This window comes from Microvirga sp. KLBC 81 (assembly GCF_003075415.1).
GTDB lineage: Bacteria > Pseudomonadota > Alphaproteobacteria > Rhizobiales > Beijerinckiaceae > Microvirga.
Map to the genome: position 1 here is coordinate 1 of NZ_QDAH01000090.1, position 17,145 is coordinate 17,145.

The 17,145-nt window shown below is 61.5% G+C and carries 20 protein-coding genes and 1 pseudogene; 17 read left to right on the top strand and 4 right to left on the bottom strand.

Going from position 1 to position 17,145, the window contains the following annotated elements; translation table 11 throughout:
* Positions 1–246 precede the first annotated feature (246 nt).
* Positions 247–501: a cupin domain-containing protein gene (locus DC522_RS36410; protein ID WP_245444638.1), complete on the bottom strand. Its 255-nt coding sequence runs from the start codon at positions 499–501 to the stop codon at positions 247–249.
* A 326-nt stretch (positions 502–827) separates the two neighbouring features.
* On the opposite strand from DC522_RS36410, the gene DC522_RS28260 reads away from it, so the two are divergent.
* A complete protein-coding gene (locus DC522_RS28260; protein WP_116531873.1) occupies positions 828–1,169 on the top strand; it encodes a hypothetical protein in 342 nt (113 codons plus the stop codon).
* Between the two features lie 26 nt (positions 1,170–1,195).
* Here the strand turns inward: DC522_RS28260 and DC522_RS28265 are convergent, their stop codons facing one another.
* Positions 1,196–1,663: a hypothetical protein gene (locus DC522_RS28265; protein WP_116531874.1), complete on the bottom strand. Its 468-nt coding sequence runs from the start codon at positions 1,661–1,663 to the stop codon at positions 1,196–1,198.
* Between the two features lie 168 nt (positions 1,664–1,831).
* Entirely contained in the window at positions 1,832–2,242 is a 411-nt protein-coding gene (locus DC522_RS28270) for a cupin domain-containing protein (protein ID WP_116531875.1), read from the bottom strand.
* Between the two features lie 276 nt (positions 2,243–2,518).
* Here DC522_RS28270 and DC522_RS28275 point away from each other — a divergent pair, with 276 nt between their 5' ends.
* The gene (locus DC522_RS28275; protein WP_116531890.1) at positions 2,519–3,469 is read left to right on the top strand and encodes a carbon-nitrogen hydrolase family protein; all 951 of its coding nucleotides are present in this window, start codon (positions 2,519–2,521) and stop codon (positions 3,467–3,469) included.
* 123 nt (positions 3,470–3,592) lie between these two features.
* Here DC522_RS28275 and DC522_RS36415 read toward each other — a convergent pair whose 3' ends face one another.
* A complete protein-coding gene (locus DC522_RS36415) occupies positions 3,593–3,790 on the bottom strand; it encodes a hypothetical protein (RefSeq protein ID WP_245444640.1) in 198 nt (65 codons plus the stop codon).
* A 788-nt stretch (positions 3,791–4,578) separates the two neighbouring features.
* Here DC522_RS36415 and DC522_RS28285 point away from each other — a divergent pair.
* The 15 genes and pseudogenes from DC522_RS28285 to DC522_RS28355 all read left to right on the top strand — a co-directional run.
* Entirely contained in the window at positions 4,579–5,607 is a 1,029-nt protein-coding gene (locus DC522_RS28285; RefSeq protein WP_116531876.1) for a 2-keto-3-deoxygluconate permease, read from the top strand.
* A gap of 1 nt (position 5,608) precedes the next feature.
* Positions 5,609–6,871 carry a four-carbon acid sugar kinase family protein gene (locus DC522_RS28290; RefSeq protein WP_116531877.1) on the top strand — a complete coding sequence of 421 codons (1,263 nt, stop codon included), beginning with the start codon at positions 5,609–5,611 and terminating at the stop codon, positions 6,869–6,871.
* A complete protein-coding gene (gene pdxA / locus DC522_RS28295; protein ID WP_116531878.1) occupies positions 6,868–7,869 on the top strand; it encodes a 4-hydroxythreonine-4-phosphate dehydrogenase PdxA in 1,002 nt (333 codons plus the stop codon). The genes DC522_RS28290 and pdxA overlap by 4 nt, the downstream gene beginning before the upstream one ends.
* A 117-nt stretch (positions 7,870–7,986) precedes the next feature.
* Entirely contained in the window at positions 7,987–8,748 is a 762-nt protein-coding gene (locus DC522_RS28300; protein ID WP_116531891.1) for a DeoR/GlpR family DNA-binding transcription regulator, read from the top strand.
* Positions 8,749–9,077: 329 nt separating this feature from the next.
* On the top strand, positions 9,078–10,997 hold the full coding sequence (locus DC522_RS28305) for an adenylate/guanylate cyclase domain-containing protein (RefSeq protein WP_165820348.1): 1,920 nt from the start codon (positions 9,078–9,080) through the stop codon (positions 10,995–10,997).
* A 321-nt stretch (positions 10,998–11,318) separates the two neighbouring features.
* Positions 11,319–11,750 (top strand): DUF5681 domain-containing protein, encoded by a 432-nt coding sequence (locus DC522_RS28310; protein ID WP_116531880.1) that lies wholly within the window; start codon positions 11,319–11,321, stop codon positions 11,748–11,750.
* A gap of 185 nt (positions 11,751–11,935) precedes the next feature.
* Positions 11,936–12,211, top strand: a complete 276-nt coding sequence (locus DC522_RS28315) for a hypothetical protein (RefSeq protein WP_133239392.1) — start codon at positions 11,936–11,938, stop codon at positions 12,209–12,211.
* Entirely contained in the window at positions 12,208–12,426 is a 219-nt protein-coding gene (locus DC522_RS28320; protein WP_116531882.1) for a hypothetical protein, read from the top strand. The genes DC522_RS28315 and DC522_RS28320 overlap by 4 nt, the downstream gene beginning before the upstream one ends.
* Positions 12,423–12,704 (top strand): hypothetical protein, encoded by a 282-nt coding sequence (locus DC522_RS28325; protein ID WP_116531883.1) that lies wholly within the window; start codon positions 12,423–12,425, stop codon positions 12,702–12,704. The genes DC522_RS28320 and DC522_RS28325 overlap by 4 nt, the downstream gene beginning before the upstream one ends.
* Positions 12,701–12,907, top strand: coding sequence for a hypothetical protein (locus DC522_RS28330; protein WP_116531884.1), 207 nt, complete (start codon positions 12,701–12,703; stop codon positions 12,905–12,907). Before DC522_RS28325 ends, DC522_RS28330 begins: the two co-directional genes overlap by 4 nt.
* Positions 12,904–13,140, top strand: coding sequence for a hypothetical protein (locus DC522_RS28335; RefSeq protein ID WP_116531885.1), 237 nt, complete (start codon positions 12,904–12,906; stop codon positions 13,138–13,140). Before DC522_RS28330 ends, DC522_RS28335 begins: the two co-directional genes overlap by 4 nt.
* A gap of 177 nt (positions 13,141–13,317) precedes the next feature.
* Entirely contained in the window at positions 13,318–13,833 is a 516-nt protein-coding gene (locus DC522_RS28340; protein ID WP_165820349.1) for a CAP domain-containing protein, read from the top strand.
* Positions 13,834–14,204: 371 nt separating this feature from the next.
* Entirely contained in the window at positions 14,205–14,639 is a 435-nt protein-coding gene (locus tag DC522_RS28345; RefSeq protein ID WP_245444642.1) for a type II toxin-antitoxin system RelE/ParE family toxin, read from the top strand.
* Positions 14,640–14,681: 42 nt separating this feature from the next.
* Positions 14,682–15,008 (top strand): helix-turn-helix domain-containing protein, encoded by a 327-nt coding sequence (locus DC522_RS28350; RefSeq protein WP_116531892.1) that lies wholly within the window; start codon positions 14,682–14,684, stop codon positions 15,006–15,008.
* Positions 15,005–16,378: pseudogene (locus tag DC522_RS28355) on the top strand (sensor histidine kinase); the annotation flags it as partial. The gene DC522_RS28350 and the pseudogene DC522_RS28355, both read left to right, overlap by 4 nt.
* Positions 16,379–17,145 lie beyond the last annotated feature (767 nt).

Consider the following 17,145-nt stretch of genomic DNA (forward strand, 5'->3'; position numbering starts at 1 on the left):
GAGGGTCACACCGCATTCCGTCCGCACACCACCCCATTGGATCATCAAAGCGTGCCAATCAGCCTGTTTCCACACAGGCTCATTTCCCTAGCGGACCTTTGACTCACTTCCGCTTGGTGCCATTAGGAGACATTCCGGTTCATGGATCTCGCGGAAGGCGGTTATGGAATGCGCAGCCCTGGCTCGGCCGTGCCTGTTGCATGTCACTCGCTAAGCAAAGGCTGTCACTCAGCACCAAAGGAGATGCTATGCGGGGAGCAGGTCGATGATGCGCATTATCGCAACCGTGCTGCCGGTGTTTTTGCTGCGTTCCGGCAGCCCTTTGGCGCACGACCACACATCGCCCTTTTTGTAGACGTTGGGCCCTGAACCCGTATCGACGGTCAGTTCGCCTTCTGCCATGTGGCAGACCATGTCATTGGGCATGCTCTCACCGCTGGTGCTTGCGCCCGGTTGGTAGATGGTGTCCCGCATCGAGACCGTCTTGTAGTTCGGAATCATCGTCTCGCGCCTCGAGTACTCCACGCGCCGAACTCCGGGGGCGATTTCTCTCCCCTCTGTTGAACCTACACCTTGAGCGGCGGCTCGCCCCGCCGGGACTAACGTGGACGCGACAGCGATACTGAGCAGCGCATGGCGACGGTTAAGGTGTTCCATCGCTTCCTCCCGTCCAAGAGGCCACCCCAGCGCCTCAAGTATGCGCCCGATCCGGCATAGGGACCACAGAAATTCCGATAAGGCCGTTTTATGGAACCGCCAAGCATGGCGTTCACTTAGATTGTTGAAGTCTGTCTTGTTGAAGGATTGCCCAAGCTCCGGGGTCACCGATGCCACTGAGCCAGAACCCCATCGTTGAATGGCCGCCAGAGCTCCAGCAGTTGCTGCAGGGCCTTCAGATCACTACGGGCGCCGACGGCAAACGCTCTGGCCGCATTGACCTCGACGTGGACCCCAAAACCCTATTCCTGCTCAACGAGTTCGAGGCGCGGGTGCGGCATCGCCAAGTCCGGCTCAGACGGGCAGACAGTGCCGAATGTCTCGTGGGCGAGATGAATGTGCTCGTTGGCTTGGGCGCAGCGGCCGATCCGACCCGGCACATTGGCAAAGTCCGCATCAGCTTTTACGATATCCAAGACGACAGCTGTGTCGATCCAGCACCTCAGAGGTGAGAGCCCGTAGTTCCGGGAAGACGCTTTTATGGAACGGAGGCCAAATCGTTGAGGTGGCGCTGGCCGATGAGGTCTTCGTTACAAATTTCTTCTGCTCCATCAACGGCAAGTAGGAAATCCGCGGGATCAATCTGCGGCAGCGACAACGTCCCACTTGCATCAATACAACCATCCCGGTCGCCATCGAGGAAGAACTGGCTGGAGCGAAAGTCCATTACCAGGAACGGCTTCTGCTCGAGAAGCCGGTCACAGGCCATGTGGAATGCCGCCATGGCGTTAGGCCCTTTCGGGACCTCGGAGTAGTAGAGGCCCTTGATCAGACGCCCGGTCGCGAACACGCTTGGATTGCTGCGCAGGAGAAGCGCGTTTAGGTTCGGCATCGGCTGTTGCCCTGAGGCGCAGGCTTGCACAGACGCCGCATGGCGGACCGGACGGGCCAGACAGGCACCTGCGAGGAGAAAGAGAACCGAAAGGTAGAATAGGACTGCAAACATTACAGCCCCCTCTTTTTGGGCTGGCCATTATGCCTCCGCTCGGACCCGAAGTTAGTGTCCTCGCATACGTCGTGCGCTTGATCGATAAAGTCAGCAATTTCCAGTCAACGCTTCATGGAACTAGGCGGGAGAGTATCCCGCCCAGCGTTCGATCATGTCGCCGCTGTGCTACTGCGATGGGGCCGGGTGAGACTCAGGAACCTCTGGTGGGCTGACCTGAAAGATCACCAGCTTCACGGGCGTCTGCCCTTTGTTGGTAGCACGGATGACGGTGTTGATCGGCTCAATGGCTGCTTGCCCCGCTTGGGTGTGGACCGTCTCCCCATCCTTTCTTTCCACAGAGAGCGTCCCCTCCACCACATAGACAATCGGGGGCGTGGGATGGGTGTGCCATTGGCCAACAGCACCCGGTTGGATAGTTGAGGTCCGAACCCGGACCTCAAGCTGCTCCTTGGTGGGCAGGGTCGGGGCGATCTGCCTTAGGATGAAGTTAGGGCCGGGATTTTGCGGGGCGGGCTGCTGCGCCTGGGCAGCCGAGGCGACACATACAAAGGCGCATACAAGAACGATGCTCTTCATAGCGCGCTCCTCCTCAAGGAGAGGCGCAAGTCTAGCACAAAGTGCGTGTCCTCGCGCATGTGAGAAGATTATCGGCGAATTGCCCGTAAACGCATTTGTAGAACAGACGAAGGTTTGAAAGGCGCAGCGTAGTTTCGGCGAGGCGGCGGCAACTCCGCCATCCCTCCTGATCCACGCGACAAAACATGGTAACTTACAAGCGTTTGCCGGGCTGACTTATCCGCCCCGGAGGTCAGCGGCCGGCGTGCTGTGGGCCTACGGCTGATCTGGGAGGCCATGATGGACAAGTTGCCCGTGGTGAAGGTCGCTGCAGTTCAGGCCGAGCCGGTGACGCTCGATCGGGACGCCTCAACCGAGAAGGCCTGCCGTCTCATTGCTGAAGCGGCATCGAATGGGGCGAGCCTGGTCGTGTTCTCGGAAATGTTCATCCCGGTTTTCACGAACGCCTCGATTTGGGGGCGGGGATTCGCTAAGTGGGGCTCCCCTAATGCCCAAGCCGCTTTCGCGCGGCTCTGGGGCAACTCCGTTGAGATTCCAGGGCCAATCACTGAACGACTTGGCGAGGCGGTGCAAGCCGCAGGGGTCACGCTCGCCATCGGCGTGTGCGAGCGCGTGCCGCATGCGCGAACCCTCTACAACACCATCCTCTTCATCGGACCGGATGGGAGCGTCATCGGCAGGCATCGAAAGCTCGTCCCAACCAACACCGAGCGGATGATCCATGGATACGGCGACGGCAGCACTCTGACGGTCTTCGACACCGCGGCGGGTAAGATCGGCGGGTTGATCTGCTGGGAGAACCTCATGCCGCTGGCGCGGTATGCGCTCTACAGTCAAGGGGAGCAGATCCATGTAGCTTCGACCTCAGACGACAGCGAGATGGCCATCGTCAATGCCCGCAATACTGCGTTCGAAGGTGGCGTCTTCGTCGTGTCAGTCGCAAACCTGATCCGCAAGGCGAGCTACCCCTCCGACTTTGAGTTTGCAGACGAGCTTGCTGCTGCGAGCGACGACGTCATCGATGGCGGCACATGCATTATTGCCCCGGATGGGCGACTGCTCGTGGGGCCGGTCTACAAGGAGGAGGCCATCCTCTACGCCGACCTCGACTTGAACGAGACCGTGATGGCCGGGCAACTCTTCGACGTGGCGGGCCACTACTCCCGCCCGGAAGTGCTTGGGTTGCGCCTCACCCGTGAGCCGTACACGGCCGTGGCAGCGGGATGACGGCGTTCGTACACGCGCTAAGCAGCCTGTCACGCGACCTACTGCGGTCGAGAAGGGGCGGCGCACGGCTTGGATCTGCCGAGAAGCCGCATAGGGAATGGGTTGTGACGGGCTCTCGGTATCTCAAGCCTGCGATACGATCTGCCAGGCCCCCGCATCCTTGATGAGGAGCAACATCTCGACCCCGCGCTGCACGTCCGCACCGTTTTCGGTCATCTCGCAGGCCGCCACCGCGACCGCAACGTTGCCGAACACGTGGATTTCAGTCCCCAGCACGGCCTCCGCAAACGAGCGCAGCTTTGTTCCTGTTAGGCTCTTCATCCGCTCGATGAACGCTCAACTGTCTGACGCTTGGCTGGACGGGCAGCCGGATAGAGCGACGCTTCGGGGAAGAAATCAGCCGCAAACCCATTCCAATCAGCCGGTGTTCCAGGCATCCAACTGAGGCTCGCGAATTACCGTGCAACGACGGCTTCAATGGCCTGAACATCGTTTCTGTGCATGTCAGCCTCCATGGCGTATCCCTCCTTTGGCTGGGCAGGATCAAGCATGCGCCTGACGCTGTCAGAGGGAAAGCGCCCGGACATACCTCATCGGCGGATCGCGAAGGTGCACCGGTCATGAATTTTCAGAACAGGGCGTTATGGAGCGTAGCGCCAGGTGGCATGGTCTCTCTGCCCAAGTAAGTGACCTAACCAAGGATAGGTCCGCGCTGGGTCAGACCTTCACATTCCGGCCGCTCGACGAACGTCAGCTCTGACCAGCCAAAGCGGACCAAGCTCTTTGGTCCGAGGAGTGCCAGGACCTGACCTTGACGGCCGCTGGAATCGGCAGCCGGTGTCCTCGTGAGAGCGGTCTTTGTCAGCCTGCTGATTGGACAACAACGATACCTCTGCAAGCACGTCCGGATCATCAGAGCCGCCGCACCCCATAAGGAGTTAGCGGATTGGGTCTGCTTCGGGCCGTCATATAGTCGATGCGGCAATCAGACCCATCCTGCGCGAAACGCGCATAGATTGACGTTTCTCAACCTTAATTGCAAAAACCGCGCGGTCTTGGCTGCTCGTTGTGGCCATTGATGCGAAGTTCGCGCAATATAGGGTGGAAACATGCCACAGATTCCGATCAAGAGAGCCATCGAAAAAGTACCGGGGGGCATGATGGTCGTGCCGCTCCTGCTCGGCGCGCTGATCACGACGTTCTTTCCCGAAACCCCGAAGGTCTTCGGCTCCTTCACAGGCGCCCTGTTCAACGGCGCCCTGACCATCCTGGCCGTATTCTACGTCTGCATGGGGGCCAGCATCGACTTCAAGGCCACCCCTTACATCGTGAAGAAGGGCGGCACGCTGTTCATCGTGAAGGTCGGCATGGCGATGGTGCTCGGCATCATCTTCGGCCGCATCCTCGGTGAGGCTCCGGTCACTTCTGGCGTCTTCGCCGGGCTCTCCACCCTGGCCATCGTTGCCTCGATGAACGACACGAACGGCGGCCTCTACATGGCGCTAATGGGGCAGTATGGACGCCCGCGTGACGTCGGCGCCTACACCATCATGACCCTGGAATCCGGACCGTTCCTGACCATGGTCACGCTTGGCGTCGCTGGCCTTTCGGCCTTCCCTTGGCAGACGATGGTTGGCAGCATCCTGCCTCTCGCCGTCGGCATGATCCTCGGCAACCTCGACCGCGAAATGCGCGCCTTCCTGAGCCGCGCCATCCCGGTGATGATCCCGTTCTTCGCCTTTGCTCTCGGCGCGGGCCTTGACCTGACCAAGATTTGGCAGGCGGGATTGCTTGGACTTGCACTCGGCGTGGCTGTTGTCGTGGTCACGGGCATTCCGCTCTTCTTCGCGGATCGCCTCACCGGCGGCACCGGCGTCGCGGGCGTTGCCGCGGCATCGACGGCGGGCAATGCGGCCGCCGTTCCGGCCATCGTCGCCGCCGCCAACCCGGTCTATGCGGATGCAGCCGGCCCGGCAACCGTCCTGGTCGCCGCCACAGTGGTCGTGACCGCGATCCTCGTCCCGCTTGCGACTGCCTGGACGGCCCGTACCTTCGGCCGCCCCGAGGAGGATGCATCGGAGGATGCCGTCCAGACCGAGGCCGGCATCGTGCCTGCCGGGGCTGGCGGAGGCCACTGACATGGGGGCGAAATGGCTGATCGTCGCCGATGACCTCACAGGCGCGGCCGATTGCGCCATCGCCTTCGCCAAGGAAGGGGTTGCCGCAGCGGTAGGCTGGGGCGACTGCGCCGAGGACACGGGAGGGCTTCCCCCCGTGTTTTCCTACGACGCCAACAGCCGCGGCCTCACCGGTCCGGATGCCTTGGCGAGACACTGCGACGTGCTCGGGAAGCTCCACGGGGAGGGCACGGCCCTCTTCAAGAAGGTCGACTCCACCCTTCGTGGACAGCCTGCCGCCGAGACCGTAGCGGTCTTCGAGGCCTTGCGGTCGCGCAGCAGGCCTGTGCTCGGCATCATGTCGCCTGCCTTCCCGGCGACGGGCCGCACGACGCGGGACGGCCGTGTCCACGTGGGCGGCGAACCCTTGGAGCAGACCGAGGTCTGGCAGCGGGAGCACAGCTATCCGGACGCGGACCTCGTCCGGGTCTTGGCAACCGCCGGGATCGAGGCGGAGAAGGTGCCCCTCGCCACCGTCCGCGCAGGCGCCGAGGCGCTCCGCGCCGCCTTGGACGGGATCGCATCGAGGGGCGACCGGGTCGCAGTCTGCGACGCCGAGACCGAGGACGATCTCGCCCGCATCGCCGAGGCCAGCCTGCCTGTCCGAAGCAACGTGTTCTGGATCGGCAGCGCCGGCCTCGCCCATGCGCTGGCCAAGGCCACGCGAGGGGAAGCCGTCGGCACCATACCCACCGCGGTAACGGGCAATGGGGCACTGGTGGTTGTCGGTTCGTTGGCACGTGCATCGCGCTCTGCCGCGAAAGTTCTCTCGGCGTTGCCGGGCCTGAGACACGTTCCCATCGAGCCGGAACTCCTGCTCTCGGAGACGGCAGTCACCGACCGGGCCACCCTCGTCGACCGGGTCACCGCCGCCCTTCAGGCAGGGGAGGACGTGCTTGTCGAGATCCTCGTCAATGGCGCTCCCGACCTCGCGCTGGGTCCATGTCTCGCCGACAGGCTGGCAGACCTGCTGAGACCTGCGGCGCCGCACGCGAGCGGCCTGGCGGCCACCGGAGGGGAGACGGCCGCGGCGCTCCTCGCCCGGTTCGGCGTGAACGGGATCCGTCTGGTGGATGAGGTCGAACCCGGCGTGTCCCTCGGGCTAACCCTCGGCGACCTCTCCATTCCCATCGTCACTAAGGCAGGTGCGTTTGGGAACGAAAACACACTCGCGCACGTCGTTCGGCGGCTGCGCACGATCAGGCAAGAAGGAAAACTGGCATGAGCCGTCCGACGATCGCGATCACCATGGGCGATGCCTCCGGGATCGGCCCAGAAATCATCATGAAGGCACTTGCCCGTCCCGACGTGCAGGAGATCTGCCGTCCTCTGGTGGTGGGGGATGCCGAACGGCTCCGGCTTGCAGGCTCCGTCGTAGGCTCCTCGCTCACGGTCAACAGCCTCGAGCGGCCCGACCAGGCCCGCTATGCCCCCGGAGAGGTGGAGTGCATCGACCTCAAGCTGATCCCCCACGACCACCCGTTCGGCCGCGTCTCTCCCGTCTCGGGTGAAGGCGCATTTCGCTACATCGAGCGCGCGGTGAGGCTTGTCGAGGCCGGGCAGGCGGACGCGATCTGCACGGCGCCGCTGAGCAAGGAGGCACTGCACGCCGCCGGGCACAAGTATCCCGGTCATACGGAACTGCTGGCGGAGCTCACCGGAACGCCCGAGGTCTCGATGATGCTCGTGTCGCCGAAGCTGCGGGTCATCCACGTGACGACGCATATCGGCCTGATCGATGCCATCAACCGCATCGAGCCGGGCTTGGTCGAGCGCGTCATCGAGCGTGCCCATACGACCCTCGTGAAGGCAGGCATCGAGTCCCCGCGCATCGGCGTCTGCGGCATCAATCCCCATGCGGGTGAAAACGGGCTGTTCGGCTACGGCGAGGAGGAGCAGAAGATTGCACCTGCGGTCGCTGCCTGCCGTGCCAAGGGATGGCGCGTCGAGGGTCCGCTCCCGGCCGATACCCTGTTCTTCCTGGCCGCCCGGGGCGACTACGACATGGTCGTTGCGATGTACCATGATCAAGGCCATGGCCCCATCAAGGTGCTGGGCCTGGAATCCGGTGTGAACATCACCGTCGGTCTGCCTGTGATCCGGACCTCCGTCGATCACGGCACCGCGTTCGATATCGCCGGCAAGGGGATCGCTGACGAGGGCAGCCTCGTTGAAGCGCTGCGGCAGGCGGCCGACTTGGCACCCAAGCGCGTAGAAGCGTGAACCTTCTGCCTGGGGTGTGAATGAGGTAGAGACCATAACAGTATGGGCGGCACGTTCCTATGCCGTGGGCGTGCTGCCCGGTCACCGATCGGTCATGGCGGAGAGGACATCGTCACGATGCGGAGCAAGGAACGTCGAACACTTCTGCTCGAAGCGCTGAGCGCCGGCGAGGAAATCGATGTTGAGGATCTGGCCAGACGCTTCGAGGTCTCCGCATCGACTATCCGTCGGGACCTCCAGCAGCTCTCGTCCTCCAAGGCGATCAAACGCACTTATGGAGGCGCCATTCTGGCCCATCCGGCTGCCGAGTCGAGTCTGAGCCAGCGCCAATCAACCAACAGGGCCCAGAAGGAGGCCATTGCGCGGGCAGCATCGGGCTTCCTTGCACAAGACGACATCCTCATCTTGGACGGGGGGTCGACGGTCGCCTGCTTTGGCCACTGCCTGCGGAATCGCCACCATCGCGTCATCACCAACAACCTCGCGGTTGTCTCTTCTTTGGCTGAAGCCCCCCAAATTGAGTTGATGGTTCTCGGTGGCGCGGTTCGCCCAACCAGCATGAGCACGGTGGGTCCGCTTGCCATGGAGGCGATGCGGAGAATGACGGCTGACAAGGTCTTCCTGGGAGCGGATGGCGTCGTGGCGGGACGCGGCCTGTGCGAGGCGAGTCTCGATCAGATCGCCCTGAAAACGCTCATGATGGAGCAAGCACGAGAGGTCTTCGTGCTTGCGGATGCGACGAAGCTGTCCCGCACAAACCAGTCGATGTGGGCCCCCCTTCCTGCACGCTGGACGCTTATTACTGATTGGGATGCAAGTCCCGAGCAATGCGAACCGTTTACTGCCGCCGGGGCACAAGTGATCCGGGCCCCCGAATAACTCACTTTGACCTGCTCATATGAGGGACTGTTTGCCCCTTCTCGTCCAGCTCACGTCGCCCCGGCACCTCAACCCTCCAACAACATCCCGACTAGAGTCGGCCACGGGTCAGGAACCGAGATTCCGTGCGTTTTCGGAACGTCCGGTTCGATGAGGATTGCTGCCGTCGAGCTTAGGTCTCAGGCGTGCCAAGAGCTGCCGTTCGGACGGTGAGATTGCGACGTATGCTTGGATCTGTCCGCAAGTCGGGCCACGGGCAATCTCTTCCCCCGCCGATGCCCTGGGGGTAGGCTTCAGACGGCGGATTGAACCGCGTCATGGAGCGCTCGATGGAGCGCAAGCTGGTGACCATCGTATGCGCCGACGTAGCGGGCTACTCGCGGCTGATCGGGCTCGACGAGGAAGGCACGATCGCGCGGCTGAAGGCGCACCGCCGAGCCCTGATTGACCCGGCCATCGCCCGGCATGGCGGGCGGCTCGTCAAGACCATGGGCGACGGCCTGCTGGTCGAGTTCGCCAGCCCGGTCGAGGCGGTCCGCTGCGCCGCCGAGCTCCAGCTCGCCATGGCGGCCCGCGAGGCCTCCTGCCCGGAGGAGCGCCGCATCCAGTTCAGGATCGGCATCAACCTGGGCGACGTGATCGTCGACGACGGTGACGTGCTGGGGGACGGCGTCAACGTTGCCGCCCGGTTGGAAGCCCTTGCCGATGTCGGCGGCATCTGCATCTCCCGCTCAGTTCGTGATCAGGTCCGCGACCGGCTTCCGGTAAGCTTCGAGGATCTCGGCGAGCAGAGCGTGCGCAACATCGCCCGCCCGGTCCGGTGCTATCGGGTTCGCTTCGACACCTACACGGCTGAAGCCGCGTCCGAGGCACCCGACAGGCGGCGCTGGCTCGTTCCTGCCGCCCTGGCAGCCAGCCTCGTCCTGCTCGGCGGAACCGGTCTCCTGTTCGTCATGGAAAAGGATCCTGCCGAGCCAAGCACCGAAGCGGCTGCGACGGCCTCATCGGGCATTGCAGGTGGAGCAGCCGGCATGGTACGGGCCGCACCCCGCCTGTCCCTCGTCGTGCTCCCGTTTGCCAACCTGAGCGGCGATCTGGACCAAGAGTACTTCGCCGATGGCCTGACGGAGGATCTCACGGCGGACCTGTCACGCATCGACGGCAGTTTCGTCATCGCGCGCAACACCGCCTTCACCTACAAGAACAAGCCGGTTGATGTGCGACAGGTCGGCCGCGATCTGGGGGTGCGCTACGTGCTCGAGGGCAGCGTCCGGCGAAGCGGTGACATGGTGCGGGTCAATGCCCAGCTCATCGATGCCGAGACCGGGGCCCATCTGTGGGCGGACCGGTTCGACCGACCGCGGGCCGAACTGATCGAAACGCAGAGCGAGATCACGGCGGGAATCGCCTCGACGCTCCGGGTGAAGCTCGTCGACATCGAGAGCCGCCGCGGCCAGCGGGAGCGCCCGAACAACCCCGATGCCATGGACCTGGCCATGCGCGGCTGGGCCCTGATCTACGCGAGCCAGACGCGGGACAACAATGCCGCAGCACGGCACCTGTTCGAGGAGGCGCTGAAGGTGGACCCGCAGGCGGTGAGCGCCCTCACGGGTCTGGGCTTCACGCATATCCGGGACGTGCTCAACCGCTGGACGAATGCGCCTGACGATCATCTGCCCAAGGCCGATGAGCTGCTTGCCCGCTCGCTGGCGCTGGCGCCGGACAATGCTGCGACGTACCAGTACAAGGCGCTGCTGCGCCGGGCGCAGAGGCGCAGCGAGGAGGCGATTGCGGCGGCCGAGCGGGCCGTGTCTCTGAACCGTAATCTCGCGGCGGCCTACACTGAGATGGGCTGGAACTACGCCCTCCTCGGTCAGCCGGAGAAGACCGAGGCTTCGGTGCAGCAAGGCATCCGCCTTAGCCCGCGCGATCCGTTCCTGGTGTACTGGCTCAGTTACATCGGTGTGGCGAAGCTGCACCAGCATCAGGACGAGGCTGCGCTTGAGATGTTCCGGCGGGCGATCGATGCCGATCCGGGCTTTCCGAGTAACTACGGCTGGCTGGCGGCGGCCTACGTGTTCACGGGGCGCGAAGCGGAAGCGCGGGAACCGATGGAGAGATGGCTGCGGGCCGTGCCCGGGATGACGCTGACCCGCTACAAGGCCCTGGAACAATCCGACCATCCGGCCTACGTGGCCCAGCGATCACGGATCTACGAGGCATGGCGCAAGCTGGGAATGCCGGAGTGAACTCGCCCAACGACCCGATCGTCATCCATGGAATGTCTGGATCGGGTCAAAGGCGGCCCTTTGGCGCAACCGTGTAAAGGTCCGCTCACTGCGCGGATGCGGACGCTCGTCGTACTTCCGAGATATGCCATGGCAGCCTCATCCAAATGATGAGAGCTTTCATTGTGCATCAAGCGACCGACTTTCCATTGTGAGATCCTTCTCCAAGAAACTCCATTCCGCCGTGTGTCTCTGCCCCTTAGAGTTCATGGGACAATGGAGACTTCTATGGTGCGAAGCGCAACGTGCAGAGATAGTATTAAGACAGGGGCGCACGACCCATTGCCGCGAAACAACGCGCAGTCTACGCGGGGCAGCCCCTTCCAGCCGGGCAATCCGGGACGGCCCAAGGGCTCACGCAACAGGGCGACGCTGGCCCTGGAAGCCCTCTTGGATGGCGAGGCAGAGGCCATCACCCGGAAGGCTGTTGAGATGGCTTTGAGCGGCGACACGACGGCCATGCGCCTTGTCATGGATCGGATCATGCCGCCTCGGAAGGATCGACCTGTGATGTTCTCTATGCCGAAGCTGGAGACGGCAGGCGATGCGGTGAAGGCAACGGCGGCTCTGGTGGAAGCGGTGGCCAATGGGGACATCACTCCCGGGGAGGCCGGCGAGCTATCGAAGCTAGTCGATGGGTTCACCAAGGCGGTGGAACTGCACGAGATCCAACAGCGTCTCGACAAGCTGGAAGCAGCACAGGGGCAGAAATGAGCAAGACCATCATGAAGCGTCTTGAGAGGCTAGAAGCGGTCCCTGCTGTCACTGTGACAGGGCCAAGGCTCTTGCTCGGTTCGTCACGCTCGAACCAGACGAGGTGGAACGTCGACTGATGGAAGCGCCCCTCTTCCTTCGCGGCCTGGTGTCCAAGGCCCGTACCCTGCTGAACGGAGGCCGCCATGTCTCGATTGCTTGAACGACGCCTCACGAAACTTGAGGCAGCCACAGGCCCGAAGGTTCTCGGGTACTGGTATGCCATCTACGCCAGTGATGAGGCTGATTACGAAGCCCAGCGAGCCGGGTTGATTGCATCCGGTCGGGTCAAGCCGGATGACCTCTGTGTTGAGGTGTGGTTGGCTGAAACGGACGCAGCCCGGGAGCCTGAAACGTTTCCCGAAACGAAGACGCATGAGGAATGGGTGGACATCCTCGCACGTCCGGAGTGTCAACAATGAGCAGGGGAATCCTCTCTCGCCTCGACCGCCTCGAGGCAGCCGCATCCACCTCTAAGGGCGCTCGTCCTTGGCACCGGATCATTGCCTGTTCCCACGAGGAGGCGGAGGCGAAGCATTCCGCTCTCGTTGCATCAGGCCAACTCTCGAAGGACGACAATGCCGTGTATCGGATCATCACGGGCGTTCCCCGTTCACAGAAAGGGATTGCCAGATGAATAGAACGACCCTCAACCGCCTGGCGAAGCTGGAGGCCTCTGCCACCCATCGGGACGGCGTGGTGCATGTCATCCCGGCTCACACTGATGAGGAATTCGAGGGGAAGCGGGCCGCATTCCTCAAGGAGCATGGCGCCCATCCCGGGGACATCTTCGTGCAGGTCCACAAGTTCACACAGACGGAACCCTTCACCACAGGCAAGACGATGCCGGATCTGCTCGCCCACGTCGCTATGAACGGACGCCGGGTCCATGACTGCGGAAGGAATGCTCAATGAACCGCGCCACCTTGAGACGCTTGGAGGCCCTGGAGCAGAAGGCCCCACAGGACACGGGCAAGTGGCACACAATCATGGTGGCCAGTGACGAAGAAGAGGAGCGGGAGACCACTGCTCTGAAAGCCTCTCCGAAGTGGACCGAAGGCGACAACCTGATGGTCATTCGCTTGGTGGCGGTTGAACATGCCGAGGTGGCGCAATGAGCCGGGCGACGTTGACTCGCCTTCGCAAGCTGGAGGTGAAGGCTCGTCTGGATGGATCGATCGAGAACCTGACGGATGGGCAGTTGTTTTCCGCCTATCGGGATCTGATCGAACGCGGTGGAGGAGATGACGTCTTCTCCGCTTCCCTCCAGGCAGAGGGCGAAGAGCAGTTGGCCCGGAGCGTCCTTGACTTCGCGGCCTGCCGGGCTGCGGCTGAATTCATCAGCCTTTGAATCCTAATGTAACGAGGACCGATGAAACCACTCTAATTGGATAATCTTAGTGCCGCTCATGCGATAGTGGTTTTGACGGGACGGCCGCACCAGGATTGGCATACTATTCCGAATTGCATTTGTCGCGCCTTTGATAATTGACGATGTTCGGAATGATGAGATGCCATGAGGTCGAAAATGCGTCGGGCTATTGCTGAACTTGTCTTTGGCACTGTGCTGGTCACTTTAGTCGCATCATGTGCTACTGGCACTAGCAGTGTTCCGGGGACAGATCTCCTCGATCTAATCAATCAAAAGCGTGCCGAGAATAATTGCAAACCTGTTATTGGGAATGAACAGTTGCGCATTGCCGCAGAACGCCACGCCGTCGACATGCGTGATAATAACGCCCACCTAATACCCGGCCCAACCCCTGACCTGACCGGACATATGGGATCAGCTTACAGCATACCGCCTCACAGCACACCGCCACAACGGATCACGGCCGCCGGTTTCTCGTACTCGAAATGGGGTGAGATTGTTTACTGGAGCCCGCAACCCTCTTCTGCCGCAGAGAACATCAATTGGTGGATGAACAGTCCCCCACACAGGAAAATCATACAGGACTGTGAATTCACGCACGCCGGCGTGGGCCTGCTCTACCCTGGAGGCACCAAATGGTACTCAGTGGTGGATTTTGGTAAAAACCCCTGAATTACAGCGGATGCTCCTACACTGCTAAGCCTTTGATTTGTCGAACGAGGATTAGTCACAAAGCAGATTCACTTTCTCGGCGAGTGTCGAGGCCATATCCCCGCCCGCGTCTGCAATAGGCAGGTGTGGTGGAACCACTGTGTCCGATGGAGCTATGGTTTGGAACACGTAGAAGCCGTTGAAGCGGACGCCCGACCTGCATGCCCTGGAGCTGAAGCGCCGAGGTGAGACCATGACCGAGGAACAGGAATCCTTTGCGGCATGGTGTCGGGAGCAAGGTATCCCCTTCGTGTGTACGGATGACCTGCGGGAGGCGGTTGTCACCCTCTTGGGCTGGGGCGCGCTGTGAAGGGCTTGCACCGGGAACTACCTTGTCCTATAGTAGTTTTACTATAGGAGGCATTGGGCTTGCTATTAACCTACCCACTGCCCAGAAGCCTGTTGAGTGGATTGGCTCATCGCTCGATGAGCTCAAGGAGCTCCCTGAGGAGGTTCGTCGTGAGGTAGGTCATGCCATCTTCACAGCTCAGATTGGCGGCAAGCATCCTTCCGCGAAGCCGCTGACGGGAGACAAGGCTTTTAAGGGTGCTGGCGTCTTGGAGGTCGTTGAGGACCATGATGGCAACACGTACCGGGCTGTATACACGGTCAGGTTCGAGGGCGTCGTGTATATCCTTCATGCCTTCCAGAAGAAATCGAAGAAAGGGATAGCCACTCCCAAGGAAGAGGTTGATCGGATCAAACGCCGCTTGGCCGCTGCAATGGCACACTACGAGGAGAACTATCGGGCCCGTAATGCTGGGTAGCCTCCTTTGAAACATGAACCCATGCTGAGAAAGAGCAAAGCCATGACGGATGATGTGACTGCGACTCGGAGCAGTGGCAACGTCTTTGCGGATCTGGGCCTTCCGAATTCAGAGGAAGAGCTGATCAAGGCTCGGCTTGTTGTAGAACTGCGAAACCTGATTGAAGAGCGAGGCATAAGCCAGACAGCGGCTGCGAAACTCATGGGGGTTGCCCAGCCTGACCTCTCGAAGCTTCTGAAGGGCCGCGTCGCAGGTTTCTCCCTCGACCGTCTACTTGGTTTCGTTTGTGCCCTTGGCGCTGATGTTGAAATTAAGCTCAAACCATCCCGAGCCAATCGCGAAGGCCATATGCGCCTGATGGTGGCGTGACCGACGTTGAGCAACTCCGCAGGCAGATTACGGACCTCCAGAGCAGCGAGGCCCTTCTCTCGGCTGTCCTCAACAGTGCGACCGATTACGCCATCATAACACTCGACCTTGAGGGTCGGATCACAACTTGGAATACCGGCGCTCGCAATATTCTCGGCTGGGACGAGCAAGAGGTAATCGGGCGGTACACCGCGTTTTTCTTCACCCCAGAAGATCAAGCCGCGGGCGTCCCGCAGGACGAGATGAGCAAGGCGCTCGCAGAGGGGCGGGCCGAGGACGAGCGCTGGCATCAAAGAAAAGACGGCTCCTGCTTTTGGGCCAATGGCCTTCTGATGCCATTGCGCACAGGGGAGTTGCAGGGCTATCTCAAGATCCTGCGCGACCGCACATTTCGACGGCGCTCCGAGGAGGCCTTGCGGGAGAGCGAGACGCGCTTCCGGCATATGGCCGATAGTGCTCCGGGCCTGATCTGGATGACCGATGCCATGGGCCAGGTCACCTTCGCCAACAGGCACTACGAACATATGTTCGGATGCTCTGCGACTGAGATGCTCGGTGACGGCTGGAAGACGATTATCCTGCCTGAGGATCTGGAGACGCATCAGATTGCCTTTCGGAAAGCGTTCTGCGCCCGCCAGCCTTTCAGGACCGAAACTCGGGTCTGGGACAAACACCACCGCGTGCGGTGGCTCCGCTGTGAAGGAGTCCCGCGCCTCAGCGACACGGGCGAGTTCCTTGGCTACACCGGGTGTAATGTCGACATTACGGAAGCAAAGGCAGCCGAGGAACACCTGCGGCTGTTAGTGAACGAGTTAAACCACCGGGTGAAAAACACCCTCGCTACCGTGCAATCGATTGCCTCCCAGACCCTCCGCAATGCTCCGACAACAACAGCCGCTCACTCTGCTCTTGAGCAGCGCTTGATCGCTCTCTCGCGAGCGCACGACGTGTTGACCCGCGAGAATTGGGAAGGGGCATACTTACGTGAGGTCGTGGACCAAGCCATCGAGCCCTACCAAGGTCAAGGTGAGAGTCGTTTCGATGTTCATGGTTTTAACGTGCGACTGCCGCCCCAGATGGCCCTTGCCATCGCTATGGCGCTCCAGGAGCTTTGCACCAATGCGGTCAAGTACGGGGCGCTCTCGAATGAGACAGGCCGTGTCGGGATCGCCTGGACCTTAGCGAATTCGCCAGATGGGCCGCGATTGGAGATGTGCTGGGAAGAGATGGGCGGACCACCCGTCAGTCCGCCACAACGTCGGGGGTTCGGCACCCGCCTGATCGAGCGCAGCTTAGCTCAGGAATTGAACGGTACGGTACGGATTGAATTTGCTCCGGGCGGGGTTGTCTGTTCGCTCAGTGCTCCCCTTGCTGTCTAAGTTAAGCCCAAGCGAGTGAGCTCATTCCCCCATTACTACGGGTTTGAGTAACGAGTGCACATGACTTTGAAACGTTTGCTCAGAGTGTGGGGGGAGGCCATCCTGTGCATCCTAGAGATCTGATTCAAACATCAACGCACTCGTTGCGAAGCCATGAGCAGGCGTTTCATGCTTCGGGAAGCCCTCTGCGCGACCGCTGGCAGGTGTTGGCCATCCAGGGGGTCGTGAATGGCCGTCTGTAGCCTCCTAATGCGGCCTATGCTGCCTCAGTGATGGGCGTAGTGGGATCCGGAACGGAAACGCTCGACGTTCAGGGCGTCTCGATGGCCGCTCAACCACATCTCTTGGCTGGTTCTGACGTTTGCCTTCCCAAACTGTGACGTGCTTGCGGATCCAAGCCTCTGCCTCTTCGAGGGTGGGGAATGTCTCGTGCCTCTCGTAGAGTGGGCCGAACCCAGCTTCCACGAACCAGGTGCCTTGAAGTTCCGGCTCTGCGTAGCTGTCGGGAAGGCGAACCAGAACCGCCATCAGCTTGCCATCCACGAGCGCAAGCCGCCCCTCCTGCTCATCAAGGGACGTGTTCCCAACTAGTGGTTAAGTTCTAACGCTTGGTACCGACGGCTGGGCCCACGCTTCGGGCGGAAAACGGACCTTCCCTAGCTCCTCTCAATGTCCTGGTTTGACCGAGGTCGTGTGAAAACGCGATGTCGGACTGTCCGTGATGGCCGCTGTTTGCGTATGCAGCCCCGGCCGGCATG

Coding starts and splice junctions, on each gene's coding strand:
- DC522_RS36410 (WP_245444638.1), bottom strand. CDS start 501: ATGATTCCGAACTACAAGACGGTCTCGATGCGGGACACCATCTACCAA.
- DC522_RS28260 (WP_116531873.1), top strand. CDS start 828: ATGCCACTGAGCCAGAACCCCATCGTTGAATGGCCGCCAGAGCTCCAG.
- DC522_RS28265 (WP_116531874.1), bottom strand. CDS start 1,663: ATGTTTGCAGTCCTATTCTACCTTTCGGTTCTCTTTCTCCTCGCAGGT.
- DC522_RS28270 (WP_116531875.1), bottom strand. CDS start 2,242: ATGAAGAGCATCGTTCTTGTATGCGCCTTTGTATGTGTCGCCTCGGCT.
- DC522_RS28275 (WP_116531890.1), top strand. CDS start 2,519: ATGATGGACAAGTTGCCCGTGGTGAAGGTCGCTGCAGTTCAGGCCGAG.
- DC522_RS36415 (WP_245444640.1), bottom strand. CDS start 3,790: ATGAAGAGCCTAACAGGAACAAAGCTGCGCTCGTTTGCGGAGGCCGTG.
- DC522_RS28285 (WP_116531876.1), top strand. CDS start 4,579: ATGCCACAGATTCCGATCAAGAGAGCCATCGAAAAAGTACCGGGGGGC.
- DC522_RS28290 (WP_116531877.1), top strand. CDS start 5,609: ATGGGGGCGAAATGGCTGATCGTCGCCGATGACCTCACAGGCGCGGCC.
- pdxA (WP_116531878.1), top strand. CDS start 6,868: ATGAGCCGTCCGACGATCGCGATCACCATGGGCGATGCCTCCGGGATC.
- DC522_RS28300 (WP_116531891.1), top strand. CDS start 7,987: ATGCGGAGCAAGGAACGTCGAACACTTCTGCTCGAAGCGCTGAGCGCC.
- DC522_RS28305 (WP_165820348.1), top strand. CDS start 9,078: ATGGAGCGCAAGCTGGTGACCATCGTATGCGCCGACGTAGCGGGCTAC.
- DC522_RS28315 (WP_133239392.1), top strand. CDS start 11,936: ATGTCTCGATTGCTTGAACGACGCCTCACGAAACTTGAGGCAGCCACA.
- DC522_RS28320 (WP_116531882.1), top strand. CDS start 12,208: ATGAGCAGGGGAATCCTCTCTCGCCTCGACCGCCTCGAGGCAGCCGCA.
- DC522_RS28325 (WP_116531883.1), top strand. CDS start 12,423: ATGAATAGAACGACCCTCAACCGCCTGGCGAAGCTGGAGGCCTCTGCC.
- DC522_RS28330 (WP_116531884.1), top strand. CDS start 12,701: ATGAACCGCGCCACCTTGAGACGCTTGGAGGCCCTGGAGCAGAAGGCC.
- DC522_RS28335 (WP_116531885.1), top strand. CDS start 12,904: ATGAGCCGGGCGACGTTGACTCGCCTTCGCAAGCTGGAGGTGAAGGCT.
- DC522_RS28340 (WP_165820349.1), top strand. CDS start 13,318: ATGCGTCGGGCTATTGCTGAACTTGTCTTTGGCACTGTGCTGGTCACT.
- DC522_RS28350 (WP_116531892.1), top strand. CDS start 14,682: ATGACGGATGATGTGACTGCGACTCGGAGCAGTGGCAACGTCTTTGCG.